Annotated in this window: 18 protein-coding genes; 4 read left to right on the top strand and 14 right to left on the bottom strand. The window is 33.4% G+C overall.

Features of this window, described 5'->3' with window-relative positions; all coding sequences use genetic code 11:
• Positions 1-206 precede the first annotated feature (206 nt).
• The gene (locus GSY47_RS25835; protein ID WP_068842436.1) at positions 207-800 is read right to left on the bottom strand and encodes a TetR/AcrR family transcriptional regulator; all 594 of its coding nucleotides are present in this window, start codon (positions 798-800) and stop codon (positions 207-209) included.
• 723 nt (positions 801-1,523) lie between these two features.
• On the opposite strand from GSY47_RS25835, the gene GSY47_RS25830 reads away from it, so the two are divergent.
• The gene (locus tag GSY47_RS25830) at positions 1,524-1,961 is read left to right on the top strand and encodes a cupin domain-containing protein (RefSeq protein ID WP_219071623.1); all 438 of its coding nucleotides are present in this window, start codon (positions 1,524-1,526) and stop codon (positions 1,959-1,961) included.
• Between the two features lie 19 nt (positions 1,962-1,980).
• On the opposite strand, the gene GSY47_RS25825 is transcribed toward GSY47_RS25830, so the two are convergent.
• The 7 genes from GSY47_RS25825 to GSY47_RS25795 all read right to left on the bottom strand — a co-directional run bounded on the left by GSY47_RS25825 (position 1,981) and on the right by GSY47_RS25795 (position 7,474).
• Positions 1,981-2,850, bottom strand: coding sequence for a hypothetical protein (locus GSY47_RS25825; RefSeq protein ID WP_179005435.1), 870 nt, complete (start codon positions 2,848-2,850; stop codon positions 1,981-1,983).
• Between the two features lie 135 nt (positions 2,851-2,985).
• A complete protein-coding gene (locus GSY47_RS25820) occupies positions 2,986-3,303 on the bottom strand; it encodes a hypothetical protein (protein ID WP_179005437.1) in 318 nt (105 codons plus the stop codon).
• Between the two features lie 797 nt (positions 3,304-4,100).
• Complete coding sequence (locus GSY47_RS25815; RefSeq protein ID WP_179005440.1) at positions 4,101-4,577, bottom strand: hypothetical protein; 477 nt, start codon at positions 4,575-4,577, stop codon at positions 4,101-4,103.
• 24 nt (positions 4,578-4,601) lie between these two features.
• Positions 4,602-5,558, bottom strand: a complete 957-nt coding sequence (locus GSY47_RS25810; RefSeq protein ID WP_179005442.1) for a DUF3137 domain-containing protein — start codon at positions 5,556-5,558, stop codon at positions 4,602-4,604.
• Positions 5,558-6,112 carry a LemA family protein gene (locus GSY47_RS25805; RefSeq protein ID WP_179005444.1) on the bottom strand — a complete coding sequence of 185 codons (555 nt, stop codon included), beginning with the start codon at positions 6,110-6,112 and terminating at the stop codon, positions 5,558-5,560. The genes GSY47_RS25810 and GSY47_RS25805 overlap by 1 nt, the downstream gene beginning before the upstream one ends.
• 172 nt (positions 6,113-6,284) lie before the next feature.
• Positions 6,285-6,629, bottom strand: coding sequence for a hypothetical protein (locus tag GSY47_RS25800; protein ID WP_179005446.1), 345 nt, complete (start codon positions 6,627-6,629; stop codon positions 6,285-6,287).
• Between the two features lie 371 nt (positions 6,630-7,000).
• Positions 7,001-7,474: a hypothetical protein gene (locus tag GSY47_RS25795; RefSeq protein WP_179005449.1), complete on the bottom strand. Its 474-nt coding sequence runs from the start codon at positions 7,472-7,474 to the stop codon at positions 7,001-7,003.
• A gap of 357 nt (positions 7,475-7,831) precedes the next feature.
• On the opposite strand from GSY47_RS25795, the gene GSY47_RS25790 reads away from it, so the two are divergent.
• Complete coding sequence (locus tag GSY47_RS25790) at positions 7,832-8,644, top strand: mechanosensitive ion channel family protein (RefSeq protein ID WP_179005451.1); 813 nt, start codon at positions 7,832-7,834, stop codon at positions 8,642-8,644.
• Between the two features lie 28 nt (positions 8,645-8,672).
• On the opposite strand, the gene GSY47_RS25785 is transcribed toward GSY47_RS25790, so the two are convergent.
• The 6 genes from GSY47_RS25785 to GSY47_RS25760 form a co-directional block, all read right to left on the bottom strand.
• The gene (locus GSY47_RS25785; protein WP_179005453.1) at positions 8,673-9,098 is read right to left on the bottom strand and encodes a hypothetical protein; all 426 of its coding nucleotides are present in this window, start codon (positions 9,096-9,098) and stop codon (positions 8,673-8,675) included.
• Between the two features lie 176 nt (positions 9,099-9,274).
• Complete coding sequence (locus GSY47_RS25780; protein ID WP_179005455.1) at positions 9,275-12,379, bottom strand: efflux RND transporter permease subunit; 3,105 nt, start codon at positions 12,377-12,379, stop codon at positions 9,275-9,277.
• Positions 12,380-12,412: 33 nt separating this feature from the next.
• Positions 12,413-13,498 (bottom strand): efflux RND transporter periplasmic adaptor subunit, encoded by a 1,086-nt coding sequence (locus GSY47_RS25775; protein ID WP_179005458.1) that lies wholly within the window; start codon positions 13,496-13,498, stop codon positions 12,413-12,415.
• Positions 13,499-13,525: 27 nt separating this feature from the next.
• Entirely contained in the window at positions 13,526-14,812 is a 1,287-nt protein-coding gene (locus GSY47_RS25770; RefSeq protein ID WP_179005460.1) for a TolC family protein, read from the bottom strand.
• Positions 14,813-14,908: 96 nt separating this feature from the next.
• The gene (locus GSY47_RS25765; RefSeq protein WP_179005462.1) at positions 14,909-16,267 is read right to left on the bottom strand and encodes a sensor histidine kinase; all 1,359 of its coding nucleotides are present in this window, start codon (positions 16,265-16,267) and stop codon (positions 14,909-14,911) included.
• Positions 16,264-16,941 carry a response regulator transcription factor gene (locus GSY47_RS25760; protein ID WP_179005464.1) on the bottom strand — a complete coding sequence of 226 codons (678 nt, stop codon included), beginning with the start codon at positions 16,939-16,941 and terminating at the stop codon, positions 16,264-16,266. Before GSY47_RS25760 ends, GSY47_RS25765 begins: the two co-directional genes overlap by 4 nt.
• Positions 16,942-17,437: 496 nt before the next feature.
• Between GSY47_RS25760 and GSY47_RS25755 the strand changes: the two genes are divergently transcribed.
• Positions 17,438-17,986 carry a type 1 glutamine amidotransferase domain-containing protein gene (locus GSY47_RS25755; protein WP_179005466.1) on the top strand — a complete coding sequence of 183 codons (549 nt, stop codon included), beginning with the start codon at positions 17,438-17,440 and terminating at the stop codon, positions 17,984-17,986.
• Between the two features lie 543 nt (positions 17,987-18,529).
• Complete coding sequence (locus tag GSY47_RS25750) at positions 18,530-18,763, top strand: hypothetical protein (protein WP_179005468.1); 234 nt, start codon at positions 18,530-18,532, stop codon at positions 18,761-18,763.
• Positions 18,764-18,842 lie beyond the last annotated feature (79 nt).

Genomic DNA, 18,842 nt, shown 5'->3' with positions numbered 1-18,842 from the left:
GCAAACTGCCAAACTTTAATCATTTTTCAATTGTTCTTAAATCAGTATTAAAATATTTAACAGTGTTAAGTAAAAGTCTAAAAAAAGAGTTTTTATTATCTCTATTAAATTTTCTAACAGTGTTAAGTGAAAGTTATAAAAAAAAAGGATTTTACATTATCCAAATTAAATTATTTTACACTGTTAAGTAAAAATTGAAAAAAATATTATTGTATTGATTTGATGATACCACCAATGGCATCTTTCAAAATTTGAGCATTTATTGTTTCTAAAATATCACTTTTGTTTATGATGTTGATGGCAATTAAACCATGAATAACAGAAAAGAAAGTGAAATACTTTTGTTTTATGATATCTTGACTCGGATTGCTGTCTTTCATTACTTCAGCAATGACCTGAGTGAATAATTTGTAAGGTCCCTCTTGAGCCGAACATCGCTGTGCGCAACAGGTCATTTGAACACCAAACATCAACTGATACATTTCAGTATTGGTAAAAGCGAAGTCCCAGTAAGTCATCCACATGGCTTCTAATTGATCTTCGGGTTTTTCAAACTTGTCAATTGCAATTTGCAGTTCTTTAGTCAGTTTGATAAAACCTTTGCCAGTCAGTTCTTCTAATATTGCTTCTTTATTCGAGAAATATTCATAAATAATAGGAGCAGTATATTCGATTCTATCTGCAATTTTACGCATACTCAAACCATTCCAGCCTTCTTCTTTTACGATATCATAAGCAGCGCCAAGGATATTGTTCCTTGTCTCTTCTTTTTGTCTTAAAATTCGATCTTTGCTAGCCATTGTATTCAAGTATTAAATCGTTTAACACTGTTAGGCAAATGTATGGCGGATTTTTGAATTTCAAAATATTTTTATCATAATATTTTCTTATCGTGTCATAGATTAATACAAAAAGCTTTGAGAACCCTTTATTTTATTGAGATTTATTTTGGTGTGATTTTATTAAGGAGCAGAACTTTTTCGTTTTTAAGACCACTTGTCCTGCTCTTCACTATATCTTTTATGTCTCGTTAGAAAAAAACGAGACATAAAAGGATACCGTTTCGATCAGGGCTAGGCGATAACGTAAATTTTTTCATTAGAACTTTGTCAAAGTTTGATCCGAATAATTCCGCTAGGAATGAAATATATTGTAGCAACGGATTTCAATCCGTTGAATGAGTAATCGTCATGATGAAAGAGTTCCGTAGGAACGGCACATATTAAAATACGCCTAAAATATGTTTCGATCCCATGGATCTTTTTTAAATGCAGGGATTCTGAATAACTGGATTAAAATCCAGCCCTACAATATGCGTCGAGCCTATGGCTCTTTCTTGCCGTAAAAATTCCGTTAGGAATGAAATATATTTTAGCAACGGATTTCAATCCGTTGGATGAGTAATTGTTATCTCGAGAGAGTTCCATAGGAACGACTCATTTTTACTTCTACTTCTTCATTATCATAAAAACAGCATTGCAATTACCCGTATTAATATTTTTCGTAACATTACAAGAAAAAAAATGAAAAGTTCAACTATCATAAAAACCACATTCGCAATTATATTCTTCCAGCAAATTGCCTTTTCTCAGGAAACCAAAAAAGAAACCGCACCACCACAATATACAATTGAAAACTGTGTCAATCATTTTGAAATAGACAAAGCGAAGAGAACCAAAGTGGGCTATCAATATTGGTTTGCTGATAAAGATTTCACTCAGGAGAACACCTTAAAAATGAGTATCGTTGAACCTGGGAAATCTACCCACGCGCCGCATCATCATCCTGAAGAAGAATTCTTTTATATTCTGGAAGGCACAGCCGAATTTTATCTTGACGGAAAAACAGTTACAGCTGGGCCAAATACCAGTTTTTATTGCCCGCCAAATGCGGAGCATGGAATTAGTAATGCAGGAAAAACAGATTTAAAGTATTTGGTAATTAAAAAAGATTTAAGGTAGATACAAGTATCGTTTTTAATTATTGGATATTGATCGAATACGTTAGAGATTCTCCATTTTCCTTTGAAAACTTAAAACGATATATTCCCGTTTTTGTCGGTGTAAAATTATAGGTAGTTTCAATTATTGGAATATTCTGGGTGCAAAAACATCCTTCATATTTAGCTTTTATGCTGATGGTCTTTGTATTTCCTAAGTTTGTTTCAGTGAGACTATCAAAACTACCACATCCATTTAGAACATTGAATTTTATTTTAATTGGGATTATCTTATTTACATTTCCTATTGCAGGGACATCAGCAGAAATTACAGGTCTTTGTTCGTATCGTATACAAACCTGATCAAATGTTTCAGTCCATTTTACGAAAGAATATTTTTTTAGTTCTGTTTTCCAATATGTTTGTGTTCCTTCGGGAATGCTTAAAGAGAGATTGCCTTTTTCCTTTTGGTTTAGTTTTAAGGACGAAATTAAATCTAAGAAATCTTTTTGATTGCTTTCATTCATTTCAAAAAAACTGCATACAATATAGGTTTTACCTTCTTCTGCATGATAAAAAACACTGCTGTTTGTTGCCTGCCAGGCACCTGTGTTTATGTAAGGTTTTGTATTTAATAAATCTATTAAATCTGGAATATCGCTTTTAGGAGTATTAGAAAGATATAAAAAGCCATGCATTTGCCTAATATCAAATTTTAGTTCGTTCAAAGTTTTAAAAACTAAACTTAAATCAGCATTGTTATTAATTCCAATAGCTAGATTTATTTTTGATGAATTAGGACCTTTTGCCAGTTCAGCATCTAACTTTTCTTCTTTTTGTACATCTGAATTATCAGAAGAACAGCTGAAAAGTAGAAAGGTAATAATGCTTAAAGTTAAAATTTTGCTCATATTCTATAGTTTTTATTAAATAGATGAGTTTTTTGTCAAAAGGTTGCGTTTGAGTTATTTGTTTTTTGTGAGTGATGTTCTACTAGTATAAAAGACAATGATAAATCATTTCTCATTATATGTTACAGTACTAATTTATTCTTCTAAAATTGCGTTACGCGACTTTCTAAAGTAAGTTATCAAAAGTCCAATAAAACTTGACACTAAATTAAGTAAAAGCATACATAAAAAGTATTCAAGTTCTAAGGCATTTTTACCAATAACCAAATCTAATTTTTTAGATAAAACGGGCTGATAATTATAGAATTGCCAATTTTCATAATTGGTAAATTCATAATAATGGACTTTGATTGTCCAAAGCATTAAAATTGCCAGAATAAAAAGTAAAGCAGAAACTATAACAGAAAGCTTATTGTTGATATAATTAATGATGAAGCATAAAATTAAATTCATCAAAATACTCAGAATGAGGAAGAAAATTGCTAATACTTTCAAAAGAGGATAAGAACTAAGACATCCCAATATTGTTAAAAGTATTATTATGCTGGTACTAATAATAAATGAAGTTTTTATGTTTTTTAGCATCGTTTTTTTATTGAAATTTCTTGTAAAGAAACAAACCAATTTTATTTTTTTTTAACTTTGAATGATCTTTATAAATCTGCAATATAGTATTATAAATTATATCTTGTATTTACGAGTTTTCCAGTAAATGATAAGTTTATAAGCTGCAATAAAGACTAGTATATAAAGATAAATTTTAAAAGAAATAAATAGATAAAAAGATCTAGTTTCGACATCATAATATTCTTTTGGGGCATCCTTTTAAAAATAATCTCCAGTTAATTTACTTTTATAAATAGATTGTTTAACTAAATCCGATTTAAGATATTCTAGTTTATTTACTCTTAGATTTATTGGGAGGTTGGTGCTTAAAATTTTGCGTTCAACGGTATAAGCTAGGCTAGTTCCCTCGCCAGTTCCTGTATCCTGAAAGACTCTTTTTATTACTAAAAAATCATTATTCACGTAAAGTTCTTTATTCTTTAAACTTTTTAGATTGTAATATTCGCTGAAATAACTGTTAGTATAAATACTCCTTACAGTTATAATTATAGATATTATGATATTGCTAAGAGCAAGAAATACTAAAACGGTTCGCATACTATTTTTTATAAAATTAATTAAGCAGTATTTGTTTTTAGTATAATGTTGATCATGTGAATATATATCTTATATACCTAAGAATTTTAAAAATAACGTTTCAAGTCATTTAGAATATTCGATGGTATAAAACCTAAATCTGTTGTTTTGGTTTTAATGAAATCTTTTAATTCAAAATAATTCGAAATATGGAATTGCGATAATTGAAGTATAATTTTTTTGTCTTTTATCAAAAGTAAAACTTCGTAATCGCCTGCTCTTGATGTTTCTATGGTAGTTTCAAATCCATCTAAATCAGTAAAAAAGATTTTACGTTCCTTAAACAAAAAGTTTTTGATATTGATTTCTTGTTCGCTTAATGTTACCGAAATTACACGTTTTATAAGTCCTGAAATAAGGAAAAGGTTTGTAAAGAGTAATAAGGAGCCTATGAAAAATAACTTCATAACGACATCTTCTCCAAATGTTTCCTTGCTATTTATAAAAAGAGAAATTGCGACAGCAATGGAGAAAATAGTAAAAATAACATATAGATAGGTACGGTAAGAAAATTTTGATTTCATTTTGTTTCCAGATAAATTAGAATATTACTCCTTCCCCCAAATCCTAGTATTCAAATCCAGTTCCTGAACAATATCCTGCATAAAACGAACAATTGAAAGATCATCTGTAAGTAAATCGGGATCTAAAAGTGAAGAATGAATAGGTGCTTCAAAGTAATTGTGAGACAACGGAAAAGCAATATACATTTTAGAATTTATAAAAGAAATCGAAATCGTCTCCTCTGTTTTGTTGTTTAAATCCAGAATTCTTTCCATCATGGCAGGTGTCAGAATATATCTAGCTTCAATTTGATTTCTGGAATAGGTTACAAATTTACTGTCAAAATAAGGATTTTCTAATTGAACCAAATCGGTATTGCCGAAGCTGAAAACGTTCTTAGAAAACCAGGAACCAATAGAATCTCCAAAACTTTTTGGACGAACAACAGTCGAAACATTAAAGTTTTTATTGAAATCGGCAACAAAAATAATTCCTTTAAAAATGGTATGCCATTCTGTGCGTGTTCCGTTTTTAGTATGCGTTTCGGTTTTGTATTCGGCATGTACTTCTGAGAACCAAAAAGCGGTTTTATCAGCTGTTCCGTTTACTAAATCCTGTGTCTTATAACGATCTGGGCGGGTTGTAAAAAGCTCAGAACTTACAAACTCATAATGTGGTAATCCGCTTTGAGGTGTAATGGTTAATGTTTCATTAATCTCTTTTAAAGCAGATCCAACCACACTGATTTTATAAGTGTTTTTATATTTTCTGGCATCATCATCTACTCTGTAATAGGTTATAATGCCTATGATAGCAGGAACCAAAGCGCCAAACACAGCCAATGTTGGAAACCGAATCAAGAAACCAACGATCAAAACAAGACCCGCGAGACCAAATAAGATATAAGCGCTTTTGTAGGTTTCGGATATTTTTTTGCGGTCGATTTCTAATGTATTTAAAACCTCTTGCAAGGTTTTGGTGCTAGTATATTCTGAATCCATTAATTGTTAAAAAGCTCTTTTGCACTAATGTTTTTACGTTCTTCTTCTGGTGTTTCCAAAACATCGATTTTAGTATAATTCAGCATTCCAGAAAATAGATTTCCAGGGAACATCATAATCGCATTGTTGTAATCGGTTACAGCAGCATTATAGGTTCTTCTTGCTGCGGCGATTTGCTCTTCGCTTTCTGTCCAAGTAGATTGTAAATTTAAAAAATTGGTATTGGCTTTTAAATCTGGATAATTTTCAACTTGAACCATCAAACCTTTTACAGCAGTGCTTAATTGAGTGTCCAGACTAGTTTTCTCAGCTTCTGTTAGAGAACCAGAATTTGCTTGCGCACGTAATTCTGTAATTTTAGTTAAAGTGCTTTGTTCGTAATTGGTGTATTGTTTTACCACTTCTACAAGATTCGGAATTAGATCAAAACGTTTTTTCAGCATCACATCAATAGCCGAAAAAGCGTTGGTTACCTGATTCTTTTTTCCAATAAGCGAATTATAAATTAATACACCAATAAAGATAAATACAAGAAGTATTATAACAATAAACATAACTTAAAATTTTAATAGGTTAGGGAGCAAATATATACAAAAGGAAACAAGTTAGACTCTTTTTTTGTAGGAAATAGTGGTTGTCTAACAAAAAAAAACAGCACTTCTGAGAGTACTGTATTGATAGATTTATTGAAGTGATTGTATAAGGATATAATATTTAAAACATAGTTTAAGCAATATTGTGTTTGTGCTTTTCAAAATAATCGGTGGCCATTTCAACAATTGCCTCTTTTGTGGTAAAACTGTATTGCACTCCATGATCAAGTTTGTATGATTCTCCCATTTTAGGATAATGTTCTTTTCCGTCTGCATGAAAGGAATCAGTAACGTTTACCCAGAGATTCCTATCCTGATCTTTAAAGGAGTAGAGGTCAGCGTCAGATACAATGAAGATTGTTCCATTATCATTATCCAGTATAGACGTGTATTTACTGCTGGTATATGTGCCTAAAATACTAATATTGGAATTGTATTTTTTAGACAGTAAGTCCGTGATTTTTTTTGTTAGTGGCATAACATGTGGATTTTTTTTGTCTTTGAAACTGTAAATTTAAAATTACGAATTTTATCGATTCAGCCACTAAAAGTTTTTTTTGTATTAAAATAAGTTTTTTTTACAAAGTATTTTTGAGTTGGTTTTATGTTGTAAAAGTTTGTTTTTAGGTTTCGAATGAGGTTAAAAAAAAGACAGCAACTAATTAAAGTGCTGCCCTTTTGAGTAAATTGTAATTTTGCATTTTAAAACCAAATCAAAATTTTAAAAATGCGGCATTAAAAAATGCATACAGTTAAAGTAATTACTAAAATAAAAGCGAAACGCAGGTTATATCGTTTCTGAACCGCCTTTTTTAGTGTCGTTACTGATAGTGGTTTATCAGTGTATTTTTAATTGAAAGAAACATAAGTGTCAGTTTTGTCAAACATTCGGGCTTTAAACTTATGAAGGTTTAAATTGATTTTTTTTGTTTTATCATGTCCTTCATAGAAAAACAATTTTTGGTTTACGATCTTAATTCCGTAGTTAGGATCAGTAAATTTTTCAAAATAGGCTACAGCTTTTTCTAGAACATGTTCTTTTGTTGTAAAAGTATATTTAATGCCATCCTTCCTTGTGTATTCTTGTCCTACTCTTGGATAATATTTCTTTTCATTATAAACAAAAGACTTTGGTGTGGTAGACCACAGATTGTCATTTGAATCCTTGAATATATATAAAGAATCATAAGAGACAGAAAACATGGTGCCATTCTTGTTATCCAGCATAGAACTAAATTTACCGTCTAGATTATTATTAAGAATAGAAATACGTGATTTGTATTTTTTAGATAGTAGTTTAATAACTTTTTGTATCGTCTGCATAATAAATTATTTTAAGTACTATATCATTTACGAGTTCTGTAAAATTAGGGTTTAAAATACTGGCGCAATGACTCTTAAAAGTTATAAAAACACTATAAAAAGTTTAAATTTAAAAAGTTAGATAAGATGAAGTTACAAAGGCTCAGAGTGTTGAAGTTTTTTTTCTTTACAAATTTGAACTTAAATAATTTTTTTACCTAAGTACTTTCGTAAAAAAAACAACTTGCCTTCCTGAACTAAATTGTTGTAATAGCAGAAGAATATTAACGATAGATTTTATAAAATTATAGGTAAATCCTGTAAACTCATCTGTTTCTGAAAACGTAATTTAAAGTTTTACTTTTTACGCTGATTATTATGGAAGATTTTGTTCAGGACGTTTTTAAACATTTAGAAAATTATTATTACAGTATTGTTGATCTTACGCCAAAATTTGTTTTAGCAATTTTAGTTGTTCTTATTTCTTGGTTTATTGCTACTCGAGTTGGTATTTTTGCGGGTAATCGCCTTAAAATGAAAATGCATGACCGGCTTTTGGCTGTTTTTATTGCTCGATTAATCAAGTCGGTTCTAATTATTATTGGAATTTTATTTATGTTCCGAATTATCGGACTTGATGGAGTTGCGCAAAGCATGCTTGCGGGAGCAGGAATTTCTGCTTTTGTTATTGGTTTTGCACTTAAAGATATAGGCGAAAATTTCCTTGCCGGAATTCTACTGGCTTTCAAACGTCCTTTTAATATTGGAGATATTATCGAAAGCAATGGTGTTAAAGGCGAAGTCATCAACCTGAATCTTCGTGATACTGAAGTAAAAAGTGATTCTAAAATCATTTATATTCCTAATGCACTTTTAATTAAAAATACACTAATTAACTACAACAGCGAAGGTTTTCTTTTGCAGACTTTTACCGTAGGACTAGAATACGGTTCAGATTATCAGCGCGCCATCGAACTCGTAAAAGAAGTGCTTCATAATAATGAAGATGTAACGGATAAAGATTACGAAAACGCTGCGGTTATTACCGATGTTGCGGCTGCAGGTGTCATTCAGCTTAATATTCGATATTGGGTAAAAACGGGACCGTATGGCAAAAACTCTGAATGTCGTTCTAAAATCATTGGCGAAGTTTTGAATACATTGAAGGAAAATGGGTTTGTACTGAAGTAGAATAGGGATTAAGAGTTTTTAAATTTCTTTATGATTTTAATTTTCGGTTGATATGGATTACAATAAGAGTATTGCCATCCAAGTCTCTCTTAGTACGTCCGTATAAGCCGATTTCAATAATATCTGGGATTTTAGATTTTATTTCGCTTGGATGTACATACGTATAAATGCCGTATCCGTATCCTGAAACAATCCAGCCTTTAGTTTTGTTTAAATCGGTAACATCAAAATCTTCAGATCGCCCTCCAGAGTTAACTGGACCAAATTCTTTTATAAGTTTTATGGCTTCGCTTTCTATGTCAGCAATGCTATCTGCGTCATCAAAAATGATATATGTTCCGTTTTGGAATAAAACCCAGTCTTGAAATTTAGGATTTATACTAAGTTTTACGTGATTTAACAGCTCTTCTTTTGACAGTCCGCTAATATTCTGATTGTTGGTTTGGTGTTTCATAAAAAAAAGATTAAAATCATTTTTGACGTATATTTAAAAATCTGGTTTAATATGTTTTACCCTTAAAAGTTTTAATTGTATTAGTATAAGGTATTTTTTAGATTTGTATTATTTCAATAAAAGCACCTTCAAACAAAATGTCTAAAGGTGCTTTTCCTAAATTTATATAAGTAAGATTAAGATTCTGTGTTGCTTGGATCTTTTTTGCGGTAAACTAGATAAAATACTTGCGGTAAAACTGTCAGTGATAAAATCATGCAAGTTATTAAACCGCCCACAATCATAATGGCTAACGGCTTTTGCACTTCAGATCCCATTCCGGTTGATAAAGCAGCAGGCAATAATCCTAAAGATCCCATGAGGGCAATCATCACAATAGGACGAATTCGGCTATGAATTCCATGTGCAATAGCGTCTTTTAAATGCATTCCCGCTCTCATATTTTCCCTAATCATTCCAATGAGGACAATACTATCGATGGCACTGACTCCAAAGAGAATAATAAATCCAATTCCTGCCGAGATTCCGAAAACAGTTCCTGTTACCCAAAGAGAAAGGAATCCGCCAATAAAGGCGTAAGGCATTGCAGTTACAGCAATCATAGTGTCTTTGAAGTTGCCAAAGTTAAAATACAGCAGACATAAAATCAGAACTAAAACGACTGGAATAATCATGGCCAATTGTTTGGTGGCTCTTTCTTTACTTTCAAATTCTCCTGCCCATTTCATGACATTTTCTTTCGGAAGTTTTACTTCGGCAGCAACTTTTTTCTGCGCTTCGTCGATTGTACTTCCCAAGTCTCGTCCTTCAATGCTAAAACCTACCGCGATATAACGGCTGTTTCCTTCACGATAAATAAAAGTTGGCCCAGTTTTATAATCTACTGTTGCAATTTCTTTTAGCGGTACTTTTTTGCCATTCATGGTTGGAATAAGAATGCCTTCAATTTTTTGTTTTGAATCTCGGTATTCTTTTTCGAAACGCAGGGTTATGTCAAATACTTTTTCGTCATCATAAAATTTGGTTGCGGCCTGTCCGCCAATGGTCATTCTGATCACGGCTTGTGCATCGGCTGTCGTAACGGCATAACGGGCCATTTTTTCGTCGTCAAGCTGAATTCGTAATTCGGGTAAACCGATATTTTTGTAGACATTAATATCTTCAATTCCTTTTACGTCTTTGATCGAATTAGCCACTTTTGCCGCCATTTCTTCCAATTGAAAAAGATCGCTTCCAAAAATCTTTATCGCCAGCGGACTTTTGACTCCGGCAACATATTCCTCCACATTATCCTGAATTGGCTGGCTGAAACCAAAAGCAATTCCGGGATATACATCGAGTATTTTTTTGATTTCGGCAATTAGTTCTTCCTTACTGATATCATGTTTCCATTCGTCTTTGTGTTTTAATTCGATATGGAATTCGATATTAAAAAATCCTGTGGGGTCGGTTCCGTCGTTTGGTCTTCCCGTCTGCGAAAGCACAAATTTTACTTCTTCAAACTTCCTGATTTTGGCTTTCATTTCCTTAGTCAATCTTACAGATTCATCGAGATTGATACTGTTTGGAAGCGTTGCTCTCACATAAATAGCTCCTTCGTTCAGTTTCGGAATAAATTCTGATCCATAAAAAGCAAACCTAGCGCAACAAATTGCTAATAAAGCTAAAAAGGCATAAATAGTAATTTTACGATGTTTGGTGCTCCATTGAAACAGTTTGTAAAGATTCTCTCTAAAGAAACGTGAAATCATGTTTTCTTTTTCGACAATGTTTTTCGTCAGCATCACTTTACACATGGCTGGAACATAGGTAAGCGATAAGATTAACGATCCCAAAAGCGCATAACTTAAAGTAAAGGCCAGGGGAGAGAACATTTTTCCTTCTACTTTAGTGAAAGAGAAAATAGGCATTAAAGCCACAATCAAAATAATCAGGGCGAAGAAAATATAAGTAGCCACACTACCAACACTTTTCTTGATCAATCCCATTTTACTCATATTGTTAAAACGCTCCATTCCGACTTTATGTGCTTTCTTTTCGAGGGATACAAAAACTTGTTCGACAATAACGAGCGTTCCTTCGAGTAGTAATCCAAAATCTAAAGCTCCCATCGAAATTAAATTCGCAGGTAATCCCTGAATTCGCAGCATTACAATAGCAAACAAAAACGAAAGCGGAATTACAGAAGCCACAATCAAAGAAGTTCTCCAGTTGTAAAGAAAAATAAATACGATTAGTGATACCAGTAAAATACCTTCTGTCAGGTTTTTGGTAACGGTTTTTACGGTTGTATTAACCAATTCCGTACGATCGATAAACGGAACTATTTTGACATTGTCTGGTAAAACTCTTTCGTTAAGTTCGGTCAGGCGTTCTTTAAGCTTTTTGATCACTTCGCCTGGGTTTTCTCCACGAAGCATCACTACGATTCCTTCGACTACATCGTCATTTCCGTCCAAACCAACTTGTCCTAATCTTGGTTTTGCCGAGATCGAAACTTCGGCTACGTGTTTTACCAAAACGGGAGCTCCGCCTTTGGTTTCAATTAAAATATTACCAATATCTTCGACCTTATTAATTAAACCAACACCACGAACGACATAAGCCTGATCGCCACGCTGAATGACATCTCCACCGACATTGATATTACTTTTTGAAACGGCTTCGTAAACATCTAATGCCGATAAATTGTAATTTTCTAGCTGTGTCGGGTTAATTTTGATTTCGAACATTTTTTCTTCCCCGCCAAAACTTACCACATCAGCAACTCCGGGAACGGCAACCAATTCTCTTTCAATAACCCAATCCTGAATTGCCTGAATTTCTTTTATAGGCAGATCACTTTTAATAACATATCGAAAGATTTCGCCCGTTGCTCCAGAAGGCGGATCAATTTCTGCATCGGCTCCTTCAGGAAGATCAAGTCCGCCCATACGGTTTGAGGCATATTGCTGTGCATAAAAATCTTCCACACCGTCATCAAATAATACCGTTACTACTGATAATCCGAAAAGCGAAATAGAACGCACTTCTGCTTTTTTCGGAATAGTGTTCATTTGTTTGGATATCGGAAGCGTGATGAATTTTTCTACTTCCTCGGCACTTCTTCCCGGCCATTGTGTAATGATTCTCGCCCTTGTATTAGTTACATCGGGAAAGGCTTCAATAGGCGTGTGGATGTAGCTTACTATACCCGAAACCAGTAAAATAGCGGTAAAGAAAAAAACGATGAGGGAGTTTTTTAGCGAAAAAGCTACTAAACCTTGTACAAATTTTTTCATGTCTTGTATTGTATTTATCCGTTTTGGGGATAATTAGTTTTTTAATCTTTCGTGAATTAAAAGCTGATTTTTGGTAATGACCATTTCGCCTTCCTTAACGCCTTTGTCAAAATACACCCAGTTGTTGTTTTTGATAACCGGATTAATTTCTCTGGTTTCAATCGTACAGTCGTTTTTATAAATTAAAATGTGGTCACGGTTATTGTCAAAAATCACAGCTTTTGCTGGAACAGCGGCAAGAGCTTCGCCACCAAGGCTTTTATCGATAATAATATCGGCAGTCATTCCTGGTTTTAGTTTCAGGTTTTTGTTTTCCATTACAATTCGGGCTTTTAGGACATGTTCATCGGCATCAAAAACTTTAGCCATCATTTTTATTTTTCCTTTAAAAATTTCTCCCGGATAAGCTGGCGTTGTAACATCTACAGCCATATTTTCGGTTACATTTTTTAGATTACTGGTATAAACATTAACCATAACCCAGATTTCTTTTAAGTCAGAAATCGTAAAAAGCGGATCACTGCCGTCTGTAATCTGCATTCCCGGACTTATGTTTTTGTCTACAATATAGCCTTCAGTCGGTGCTTTGATTTGAAAAACAGATCTTTCGCTGCTGGCGCTGAACATAGCGAGATTGGCTCTTACATTTTCAAGAGACGATTTTAAAACATCTAGTTCGCTTTGTGCCTGCATTAAATCTTTCTGTGAAGAAATACCGTCTTCATACATCGATTTTACCGATTGTAAGTTTCGCTGCGCCACAGTAATCTGCGATTGAAGCGATTTGCTTTCAGACTGCATGCTGTTTAATTCGGTGCTTTTTATTTCGGCCAAAACCTGTCCTTTTCGAACATAATCGCCCAATGAAAAAGTAGTTTTGGTTATAATGCCTTCAACAAGACTGTTAAATTGAACTACATGATCGCTGTTGTACGTAATATTTCCAGTAAGGTTTATAGATTCACTTACAGGACGTTTCTGAACAGCTTCGATGGTAATTTTTTCTTTTAAATCTTTATCGATGCAGAATTTTTCATCGGGAGCTTTTTTTACTTCTTCTTTCTTGCCACATCCGTAAACGAGCATTAACCCAAGCATTGGGATTATAAGTTTTTTCATTATCTTTTTATTTTGAGAAATTGATGTTTAATTGATTTCCTGCCCAGAGATATAGCGCAGTTCTTCGAGATTTTTATTCAGGTCCATTTTAGAATTGAGCAAAATCGATTTGTTGTCTAAGTAGGCATCAACAAAATCAAGGTATTCCAACATGCTCGTATTTTTTTGCATGAAGTTTTTGCGATAGGCTTCCAAAAGTTTATCCAGATCTCCTTCATAATTGGCTTCGACGCTTTCGTATAATTTTTGGGTAACCAATAAATCTTCATAAGACTGCAGGACTTCAGACTGAATGCTTTTGGTTTTTTCTTCTGTCTGTAATTTTCCTTGATCGATGGCTAATTTGGCTGCTTTTATATTTCCTTTATTTCTGTTAAAAAACGGAAGATCAAGAGAGAAACCAACACCCACAAAGTCATTCATTAAACTCGCGCCTCGGTCATAACTTACGCCAAGGGTAACATCTGGCGTACGCATGGCTTTTTCATATTTGTATTTGGTGTCGTTATAATCGTTTCCGAGTTTGAGCACTTTCATGTCGGGACGATTTTCTACTGCCGATGCCATCAGGTTTCCTATGTTGAGATTTTCGATTTTCGAATTATCAGGAACAAAACCTTCTTCTGTAAGTTTAATAAAACTTTCTGCAGGCAGATTCATTAAAACTTTAAGTTCTTTCTGAAGGGCATTATTGTCTTTTTGAAGATCACTGATTTCTTTCAGAAACTGAAGCTCTGTAGCTTTCAGACGGATGTATTCGCCTTTGCCGACGTTTCCTTGTTTGACCTGATTGGCATACGCTTTCAGCAAAGTCTGCATCGATGAAAGCTGTTTTTGATAAACGGCTTCTTGAGCCTGATTGTACTGTAATTCGGTAAGATTGCCTCTAAATTCGATTTTTAGGTTGCGCAGAAAAGTTTTGAAGTATTCCTTAGCGATAGCAGCGCTAACTTTTTCCATGGCAATCATCTTTTTGCGTTTTCCTGCGGTCTGAATCAATTGCTCTAATTCTGCATTGACTTGCTGTGTTTTTCCATAATTTCCCCATAACGGAGGTAATTCTTGTGCAGTAGCATTGCTCCAAAGATTGATTTCGCCAATAGTAAGCGTAGGATTGGGCCATAATTTAGCCTGAATAACCTGAGCCTCGGCAATATCAATATTCAGCTTTTCGGAAATAAGAGAAATATTCTTCTCTAAAAACAAAGTTTCGGCCTGTTTTCTAGAGAGCACAATGGTATCTTTAATGGCGGTAATTTGTGCCGCACTTTTGAAGGATACAATAATAAGCAGGGTAAATAGTAAACGTTTCAAATTAAGTAGTTTTAATATACTGCAAAGTTATCTGCGGTATATTAGCCCCTAATTTGATGTGTGTTATAAGACGGTTAGAGCAACATTAGAAAACGATTAGAGTGGCGGAAACAGTAAGGTAACCGTTGTTCCTTCGTCTTTTTTGGACGCAATCGTAAAATCGATGTTGTTTTGTTTGAAGATGATATTCGCAAGCGAAAGTCCAACACCGCTGCCTTTGATGTCTTTTACGTTTTTGCCTCTGAAAAAAGTCTGACTGATGAATTTTAAATCTTCTTCGCTAATGCCTGTTCCGCGATCTTCAATTACAATTTTAAGTTGATTTTGTATTTCTAAAAGGCTTATTTTAATGGGATTTCCGTTCGAATATTTTACGGCATTTTCGATAATGTTGTAAAGTGCGATTTTAATTTCGTTGCGGTTTCCTTTTATCGAAAGCAGTTTATCGTTTGCCACTTCGAGAACAATTTGTATTGGAGAACTTTTTAGCTCATAAATATCTGGAAGCTGATCGTTGATATCCCAAACCAGTTCATCGACCCTGAAAATTTCATTCATTTCAGTATTATTTCGAAGTCCCGAAAGCATCATAAGCGTATTCATGGTTTCTTCGATCTGATAAACGTTTTCGAGCACTTTTTCAGCCATTTCTTTATATTCTGCACTCGATCTGTCTTTTTGGGCAAAGACTTCCAAATTACCCGAAATAGCGGTTAAAGGCGTTTTGAATTCGTGCGAAACATAATTGATAAAATTCTTTTGAATGATAAAAGTATCAGACAAACGTTTGAACAGATTATTATAAGTCTCTACCAATTCCTGAATATCATCTTTGGTATTGGGCGTAATAATATGACGATCAAGTGAAGAAGCCTGAATTTCATTGACCTGATCCACAATGTTTTTTATGGGACTGTAAGCCAAATTAGAAAGCACACGGCTTACAATATAAATCGTAATTAAACCAATGATTAAGACCATAATCATAATGATCAATAAACGGTCTGTCATGGTTTTGAATTCGGTGTCATTTTTTTTTACGAAAACCACAAAATCTCCCTGATTATCATGATAATAATTCCCGAAATAAAAATGATGTCTGGATTTAAAGCTCAGTTTTCTGTTTTTTCGGATATAATCTAATCTCGACGCATTTATATTTTTGTCAATTGTTTTATCGCCATAAACAATCTGATTTTTGTTGTTGTAAACCCGTGTTACGATTTCCAGCGAGTTTTCCCTAAACTGCTGTCCGATTAATACATGCTGATTTTCTGGCAGTTCATCTTTTTCCAGATAAAAAATCCCAGTTAACAAACATGTTTTTTGAAGTTCGTTGTAGACTATTTTTTCAGAATAACTGTAAAAGGAATAATAGGTAATGACCGAAGCAATGACAAATACAACGCTAAATGTAAAAGACGATATTATGGTAAATCTGCTGCGTATTTTCATAACTCTTCTTTTAGCATGTAACCCGTTCCTTTTATGGTATGGATGAATTTGTGGTTTTGCTCAATTTTGTTTCGCAAATACGAAATATAAACATCGACCACATTGGTGTTATTATCGTAATTAATGCCCCAAACGGCATTTAATATTTGTGTTCTCGGAATTACCTTGTTTCTGTTTTCTAATAAATACAAAAGCAGTTTGTATTCTCGCGGCGATAAATCGATGAGGTTGTTGTTTTCTGTAACCTTATGTTCTGCAGGATTTATGGTTAAACTTCCCAGCGTGTACAAGGTTTCTTCTTTATCGTAATTAAATTTTGTTCTTCGGGTAAGTGCGTTCACTCTCGAAATCAACTCTTTAAAATGAAAAGGTTTTACGAGATAATCATCGGCGCCGGAATCTAAAGCATTTACTTTGTCGTCAGTATCGCTCAAAGCGCTTAACATTAAAACCGGTGTATGATTTTTTTTAAAACGCATTAATTTAACCAGCTGAATGCCATCTATACCCGGAAGCATAATATCCATCAAAATAATATCCCAAATGTCCTGCTGAATAAGGTCTCGCGCAATCTCGCCCGTTTCGGCCAAATGCACCGTAAAGTTGTTTTCTTCTAAACCTTTTACAATAAATTCGCTGATGCGTTTATCATCTTCAATGAGTAAAACATTCATAAATGGTAAATTATAATGATTGCTGTTTTGACTAAAACGGAAATGTTTTAATCTTCTGATAAGTTGTTTTCAAAAAATAGGATTATCAAAAATAGCAATTATTTTTTGAACCATATAAGTTCAGGTAAGTTGTTGAAAGGTTTTTGTTGTAAACGTTTTGTTTGTCATTTCGAGGAACGAGAAATCACACTCGCTAATCGACAAAGATTGACGACTTATTTGGCAGAGTTTCTAGTGTGATTTGCTTTGCCTATTCGCTATCGCTCAGGTCTCCCTTCGGTCGAAATTGACAAAAATAGTAGACTTATCACGTATAAAATAGTAAACCGAATTAACATGAATCTTATATAATTTCAGTTTAATTTTTAATAAAAACCTGAATTTCAATTAATTAACTTTTATTAAAGAAAGCTTTAACAGGATCTATTTTCTTTGGCTTCCTCAAATAACTAATTTTAGGTAAATCAATTTAATAACGTTTTAAATATTTAAAATTATGAAAAAGAATATCGCTATATTAGCCACAAACGGTTTTGAAGAATCAGAATTAGCGTCTCCTAAAGCCTATCTGGAAGAACAGGGTTGGAATGCAGATATCGTCAGTTTGAAATCTGGAACTATCAAATCTTGGAAAGACGGAAATTGGAGCAAAGAATATAATGTTGATGTAGTATTAGATCAGGCAAATGAAGCTGATTACGATGCTTTGGTTTTGCCTGGAGGAGTAATTAATCCTGATTTATTAAGAAGAGAAGAAGCTGCAGTAAATTTTGTACGTTCCTTTTTTAAAAGTAAAAAACCAGTAGCCGCTATTTGTCATGGACCTCAAATTCTGGTAGATGCGGATGTTTTAGAAGGTCGAAAAGTAACTTCGTTTTTCTCTGTTAAAAACGATTTGAAAAATGCTGGAGCACAATGGGAAGACTCAGAAGTTGTGGTAGACAACGGATTAGTAACCAGCCGAAACCCGAATGATTTACCCGCTTTTAATAAAAAAATGGTGGAAGAAATTAAAGAAGGAATACACGAGCGTCAGAGAGCGTAATTAGCTATTCTAATGGGATATTAAATTATAGAAAAATGCAAGATCAATTTTGGTCTTGCATTTTTTTATTGAATAGCCCCTAGTTTTAACTAGGGGATTAAAAGATTCAATAATAACAAGGCTTTAGCCGAAATACGCATTTGGCTAAAGCCTTACTTATGATTGTTATTAAACCTCCAGCTAAAGCTGGAGGCAAATGATTCTTTTAAATATTTGAGGATTAATCTTGGCGTTCCTCTGGTTGAAACCAGAGGCTATGTTTTACAATGATTGTGGAGTTTCTCGCGAAGATTTCTCGTTCCTCGAAATGACAAAAATGCGGTTGAAATATAGATTTCTTATATTTGATAAAAGGAATATAATTATTGAAAGAAAAATCTTTCTTTAAATAGTTTTCTTACATTTGGAGTTCTTAAATCTTCACATTAAGACAACATAAAATTTGCCCTTGTGCTATGTAGTAAAGCTCCGAAAGGACTTTGACGCCGTGAAGAAGCGTAAGACTGCTAAGGTATAAGGGTTTTTTCTTAAATTCTTCACTTTATGAAAACAAACACCCTTTCCAAAGAAGCCGAAACAAGGCTAATTGATTTTTTTAACCATATTATCGATCCCGAAGATATGGCTAAAATACTAAGACAAGTAAACTGCATTTTAGCTCTCGGCGTTATGCGACAACACGAAACCCTCCAAATCGAACTAACAAATTTTGAAGACAATTATTATTGGCTCAATGAATTGGCGGAGATTTTGAATCCTTATTTGAGTGAGGGGTAAGGTTTTTTAAAATGAAAAACCTCGATTTTATGAAATCGAGGTTTGGTTAATTTTAAGTTTTTTGAAGTACTAATGTGAC

It is taken from the genome of Flavobacterium quisquiliarum, from assembly GCF_019308285.1.
In the GTDB taxonomy this organism is placed as follows: Bacteria; Bacteroidota; Bacteroidia; order Flavobacteriales; family Flavobacteriaceae; genus Flavobacterium; species Flavobacterium quisquiliarum.
This window is presented reverse-complemented; position numbering and strand designations above follow the sequence as displayed.